Annotated in this window: 6 protein-coding genes; 1 reads left to right on the top strand and 5 read right to left on the bottom strand. The window is 70.6% G+C overall.

The genetic code is table 11. The features are described 5' to 3' along the window. The 5 genes from D0D15_RS36180 to rplM all read right to left on the bottom strand — a co-directional run. Positions 1–1,767, bottom strand: a 1,767-nt coding sequence (locus D0D15_RS36180) for a WXG100 family type VII secretion target (protein WP_425266826.1), incomplete at its 3' end; no start/stop codon positions are given. Continuing rightward, on the bottom strand, positions 1,767–2,075 hold the full coding sequence (locus D0D15_RS35085) for a hypothetical protein (RefSeq protein WP_233157101.1): 309 nt from the start codon (positions 2,073–2,075) through the stop codon (positions 1,767–1,769). The genes D0D15_RS36180 and D0D15_RS35085, both read right to left, overlap by 1 nt. 67 nt (positions 2,076–2,142) lie before the next feature. Beyond that, positions 2,143–3,477 (bottom strand): phosphoglucosamine mutase, encoded by a 1,335-nt coding sequence (gene glmM, locus D0D15_RS35080; RefSeq protein ID WP_115945076.1) that lies wholly within the window; start codon positions 3,475–3,477, stop codon positions 2,143–2,145. A gap of 202 nt (positions 3,478–3,679) precedes the next feature. After that, a complete protein-coding gene (rpsI, locus tag D0D15_RS35075) occupies positions 3,680–4,174 on the bottom strand; it encodes a 30S ribosomal protein S9 (protein ID WP_094003928.1) in 495 nt (164 codons plus the stop codon). Positions 4,175–4,188: 14 nt separating this feature from the next. Beyond that, the gene (gene rplM / locus D0D15_RS35070) at positions 4,189–4,641 is read right to left on the bottom strand and encodes a 50S ribosomal protein L13 (protein ID WP_017986650.1); all 453 of its coding nucleotides are present in this window, start codon (positions 4,639–4,641) and stop codon (positions 4,189–4,191) included. Between the two features lie 232 nt (positions 4,642–4,873). Between rplM and D0D15_RS35065 the strand changes: the two genes are divergently transcribed. Beyond that, positions 4,874–5,731 carry a hypothetical protein gene (locus D0D15_RS35065; protein ID WP_094003952.1) on the top strand — a complete coding sequence of 286 codons (858 nt, stop codon included), beginning with the start codon at positions 4,874–4,876 and terminating at the stop codon, positions 5,729–5,731. Positions 5,732–5,805 lie beyond the last annotated feature (74 nt).

Genomic DNA, 5,805 nt, shown 5'->3' with positions numbered 1-5,805 from the left:
GTGCTGGGTGGTGGCGGGCTCCTCGCCGAGGGTGTAGGTCGTCGGGGGGCCCGTGCCGTCGTCGATGGTGATCACCGTGGGGCCGGTTTCGCCGACTGGGCGGTCGGCTGTGATGTGCAGCGGGCCCTCGTCGATGTGGATCTTGCCGTCGGCGGCCGGGGTGTGGGCGGGGTTGGCCGGGTCGGGGGCTCCCCAGGTCAGCTGGTAGTCCTTCGCCGGGCCGTCGCCCGTGTCGATCTTGATGGCCATCCGGCCGTTCTGGTCCGGTTCCGACATTTCGAGCTTGCTGTCGCCCCGCTGGACCGTCAGCGTGTCCTGCTCCGCCGCCACCGGCGCGACGGGGGCGACCGCCGGAGGGACGATCGGTGCGGCTGCTGGTGGCACCGCACCCGCGCCGCCCGCCGGCTCACCGGCACCGGCACCGCCAGCCGAGCCATCGGCACCACCCCCAAGAGCACCAGCCGCACCAGCAGCGCCCGCGAAACCACCGCCACCGCCGGCCGCGCCACCTGCCGAGCCACCGCCGGCCGCGCCACCAGCCGAGCCGCCCGAACCCCCGCGCGAGCCGCCCGCACCGGCGGTCACCGGCGCCGCGGCCGCACCGACGGCGGCGAACGGGTTGTCCGGCACCTTCTGCAGCTCGGTGTTCAGCGCCGACCACTGACTCGCCACGGCGACGCGCGTGTTTTCGCACATCGACTGGAACTCGCCGACGAAACCGGCGAACCAGCCGCAGAACTGCGCCAGCCAGCTCTTCGCCCACGCCTGCACCGCGTCCAGCAACTCGTCGGACATCCCGAACGACGAACCCAGCACCAACTGGTTCGCCAGCTGCGGGTTCTGCGAGTACAGAAATCCGATGAAGTGCTTGAAGTCGTCCGCGCTGGCGTTGCGCCCCAGCTGGGCGATCCGCGTGAGCCGGTCGGTGTCCTGCGCCGTCAGCCCCTGCTGCTGCGGCCACGTCTGGAACGCGTACTGCAGCACCCACGAAGCCTTGTCCCGGCACGACCCGGCAACCGCGGCGATCGTGCGGTTCACCACGTCCGCCGCGTGCTCCAGCGCCTGCTCGACCGCCTTGACCCCGTCCCCGAACTTCGTCCAGGACGCCGCCGCCGCGTTCTTCCCATCGCCGTCCCACGACCCGAACAGGGCCTGCATCGCCGAGTTCTGCGACGGCGCCGCGTCGGCCACCGACTCGCGCACCTGCACGATCTCGGTCACCCCGGCCGCGAACTTGTCGAACGGGATGTCGCGCTGCTCGTCGTACCGCTCGATCAGCTCCGGCAGGCGGAAGTCCGGCAGGCCGGGCGCGGCCACCGCGCGCGCCTTGCTGTAGACCGGCAGCCAGGTGCGGAAGCTGTCCAGCCCCGCCGCGCCCGCGTCCAGGATCTCGTTCGAGTTCGCCGCCCCCGGGCTGGTGTCCGTGCCCTTCAGCGAATCGAGGCGCGTCTTCCCGTCGTCGACCGCGCGCTTCTGCTCGTCACGCGCGGCCTGCACGTTCGCGTCGTGCTGTCCCTGCGCCTTCGAGTACGCGTCGTAGGCGAACGCGCCGTCCGTCAGGTCCCGATCGGTGAAGTCGAACCGGTCCTGATAGGACTCCAGCAGCTGCTTCTTCTCGTTCTCGTTCTGGAAGCCGTAGCCGACCGGGTCGTGGTCACCGATGGCGTCGAAGTACCGGACCAGCAGCGTCCGCTTGGTCTCGTCGTCGATCTTCGGGTCGTCGACGAGCTGCTGGACCTCCTGGATCGTGGGCAGCCGGGACGCCATCAGCTCGCCGCCGTCCGCACGCCGGCCTGGGACTGGTCGTCGGCGGCGGCGTAGGACTTGCCCGCGCCGCCCAGTCTGTCCGCGTACTCACCGGAAGCACGCACGTAGCTGTCCACACAGGCCACCAGCCGCGCCACGCCCGCCTGGTACCCGGCGAAGGACTCGTGGTGCTTGCGGCCGAAGTCCTCGGCCTTGATCTGCACGTCCCGCAGGTTGGGCAGCGTGTACTTCAGCTGCGTCCCGGGCTCGTCCCGGACCGTGCCCGCGGCGGCGCTCAACTGCTGCGGATCGACCTCGTACCCGGCCACGACCACTCCCCCTCACTCCGTGTCGTGCCCCGAATGTACCCAGGGGGTACGACAGTTCGCAGTCGGTTCAGGAGACGGACGAGACCACTCCCGCGAGCCGGTCCGCCGAGGCGTGCGCGATCTCCTGCGCCGGCGCCTCGACCATGACCCGCACCAGCTGCTCGGTGCCGGACGGGCGCAGCAGGACGCGGCCCTCGTCACCCAGCTCGGCTTCCACGGCTTCGACCGCCTCGCGCACGACCGGCGACTTCGCGACCGTCGCCTTGTCCGAGACCCGCACGTTGACCAGCACCTGCGGCAGCTTGCGCATCACCCCGGCCAGCTCGGCCAGCGGCTTGCCGGTCGAGGCGACCCGGCTCATCACCCGCAACGCCGTCAGCAGGCCGTCGCCGGTGGTCGCCAGCGCCGGGAACACCACGTGACCGGACTGCTCGCCGCCCAGCGCGTAACCGCCCGAGCGCAGCTCCTCCAGCACGTACCGGTCGCCGACGGCCGTCGTGCGCAGGTTCACCTGGTGGTCGCGCATCGCCAGGTGCAGGCCGAGGTTGCTCATCACCGTCGCGACGAGGGTGTCCTGCGTCAGCTCGCCGGCCTCGGCCATCGCCAGCGCCAGGATCGCCATGATCTGGTCGCCGTCCACCAGCTCGCCCGAGGCGTCCACGGCCAGGCAGCGGTCGGCGTCGCCGTCGTGGGCGATGCCCAGGTCGGCGCCGTGCTCGACCACCATCGCCTGGAGCTGCTCCGGGTGCGTCGAGCCGCAGTTCTCGTTGATGTTGATGCCGTCCGGTTCGGCGTGGATGGCGATGACCTCGGCGCCGGCCTTGCGGTAGACCTCGGGTGCGGCGAACGAGGCCGCCCCGTTGGCGCAGTCGACCACGATCCGCAGGCCCGTGAGCGGGTGCGGGGTGGCGGCGAGCAGGTGGTCGGTGTACCGGTCGATGGCGTCGCCGACGTCGCTGACCCGGCCGATCCCGGCGCCGGTCGGGCGGGGCCCGTCGCTGGTCAGGCCCGCCTCGATCTCGTCCTCGATGCCGTCCGGCAGCTTGTGCCCGCCGGCGGCGAAGAGCTTGATGCCGTTGTCCGGCATGGGGTTGTGGGACGCCGAGATCATCACGCCGAGGTCGGCTTCGAGGGCCCCGACCAGGTAGGCGACGGCGGGGGTCGGCTGGACGCCCACGCGCAGGACGTCCGCGCCGGCCGACGCGAGGCCCGCCACCACGGCGGCCTCCAGCATCTCGCCGCTGGCCCGCGGGTCGCGGCCGACGACGGCCACCGGGCGGTGCGAGCGGTCGTGCGCGGCGAGCACGCGGGCCGCGCTGGCCGCCACGGACAGCGCCAGCTCCGGCGTCAGCTCCCCGTTGGCCAGACCTCGAACCCCGTCGGTGCCGAAAAGGCGAGCCATCTCATCCTCTCCTCGAGCCGTGCAACCCCGACAACCTAGCGTCCTCCGGTTCGACCGTAACGCCGCCCCGGGACGTCGTCGCCGGGGTGCGTTCCGCTGGCAGAATGCCCTTTTCGCACGTGACGAACCCAGCCGGGGCGGGAACGACGAAGGCGCCCACCCGGAACCGGATGGGCGCCTTCGTGAACGAGCTGAGCGCGGGTCAGCGCTTGCTGTACTGCGGGGCCTTGCGGGCCTTCTTGAGGCCGTACTTCTTGCGCTCGGTGGCACGCGCGTCGCGGGTCAGGAACCCGGCCTTCTTCAGCGCGGGACGGTCGTCGGCGTCGACCTCGACCAGGGCGCGGGCGATCGCCAGGCGCAGCGCGCCGGCCTGGCCCGAGATGCCGCCACCGGTCAGGTTGCCGAAGATGTCGAACGAGTCCGGCTTCTCGACGGTCACCAGGGGCTCACGGATGAGCTGCTGGTGCACCTTGTTCGGGAAGTACTCCTCGAGGCTGCGCCCGTTGAGCTTGAACTTGCCGGTGCCGGGGACGAGCCGCACGCGGACGACGGCCTCCTTGCGACGGCCGACGGTCTGGGCGGAGCCACCGGCAGCGCGCGACGGCCGCGGAGCGGCCGGCGTCTCGCTGGTCACGACCGCTTCGGTGGCCTCGGGGGCCTCGGTGGCCGGGGAGGCCTCGGTCTCGGTGCTGGTCACAGACACTTCCTCACTCACTTGGCGACCTGCGCGATCTTGGTGATCTGGAACGGCTGCGGCTGCTGCGCAGCGTGCGGGTGCTGCGGGCCTGCGTAGACCTTCAGCTTCTTCGCCTGGGCGCGGCCGAGCTTGTTCTTCGGCAGCATGCCCTTGACGACCTTCTCCAGCAGCCGGTCCGGCCGCGTGTCGAGCAGCTCGCCGAACGAGCGCTTGCGCAGACCGCCCGGGTAACCGCTGTGCCGGTACGCGAACTTCTGGTCGCGCTTGTTACCGGTCAGACGGACCTTCTCGGCGTTCACGATGATGACGAAATCACCGGTGTCCACGTGAGGTGCATACGTGGGCTTGTGCTTGCCGCGCAGCAGCGTGGCGACCTCAGTCGCGAGCCGGCCGAGCACGACATCCTCGGCATCGATCACATGCCAGGCACGGGTGACATCGCCAGGCTTAGGGCTGTACGTGGGCAAGGGTCTACCTCGTGGTCAACGGTGCGTTTGGGGTCGAGTGCGTACCCAGCGCGAACGCTTGCTGCACGCACAACGACATATGAAGATACCCGCCGGGTTCGGCGACCTTGAAGGCGGGGTGTCCCCGGCTTACATACTAGGGTGACGCGCAGTCGACAACACGGTTTTCCGCCTGGAGGGGGCCACCGGCGTGTCCGCGCGAACGAGATCCAGACTACCGAGGTTGACCGCGGTGCTCGCCACGGTGGGCCTGCTCGCCGGCTGCGGCAGCGCACAGGCCGGTACGCCCGTGCCCGACGGCGAGGACGCCGCGGCGTACGTGAGCGCGAAGTTCGACGAGACGCTCAACAAGCTGTCCGACCAGTTCAGCGCCAACGAGACCCGCAAGACCCGGCTGGACCAGGTGGTCCGGTTCGACGAGAAGCGCCTGAACGCGACGATCAGCGCCGTTCAGCTGGGGCACCCGCCCGCCCGGCTGAGCCGCAACCACTCGAACCTCGACTCGAACGAGTACCTGGACGTCTACCACCCGGCCAACAGCCCGGTCGAGTACATGCTGCTGGGGCCCGTGTACGCGAGCCTGGCGCCGACGCCGTGGGTGCAGATGCCCTACACGTCCGGCAACTACAACGAGTGCTACTGGGAGGGCGCGCAGACGGTCTGCAAGATGCTGGGCGCCGTGCAGGACTCGGTGGAGGGTGGCCGCGGCGCGAAGCGGGCGAACAGCAAACCCGACGGCAGCCTGGAGCTGATGGCGGAGGTCACGCTGACGGCGTTCATCGAGCACGACGTGGTGACCTTCCCGGCGGCGATCGCCTCCGAGCTGACGGCCGAGATGAAGGCGCAGACGCTGCAGACGCGGGTCGCGCTGGACCCGCGGGGCAAGCTCACCGAGATCGAGATGACGGGCAAGATCACCGGCGACGGGCACGAGCTGGAGATCGACTACCACTACCGGCTCGACGGCACGCCCTCGGAGGTCGACCTGCCCAAGATCCCGGACCCGTCGCAGGTCACGGTGCTGGCGGACAGCGCCGCGGTGGCCGATTTCTACGCCCGGATGGATGACATCCAGGGGCAGGGTAGGTGAGTGAGGCGTGAACCAGCCGCAACAGCCCGGGTGGCAGCCGTGGGGGTCGGCGGGGTCTTCGGAGTCTTCGGGGT

The organism is Amycolatopsis thermalba (genome assembly GCF_003385215.1).
Taxonomy (GTDB): domain Bacteria; phylum Actinomycetota; class Actinomycetes; order Mycobacteriales; family Pseudonocardiaceae; genus Amycolatopsis_E; species Amycolatopsis_E thermalba.
Note: the sequence above shows the minus strand (reverse complement) of the source record. Positions and strands in the feature narration are given on the sequence as shown.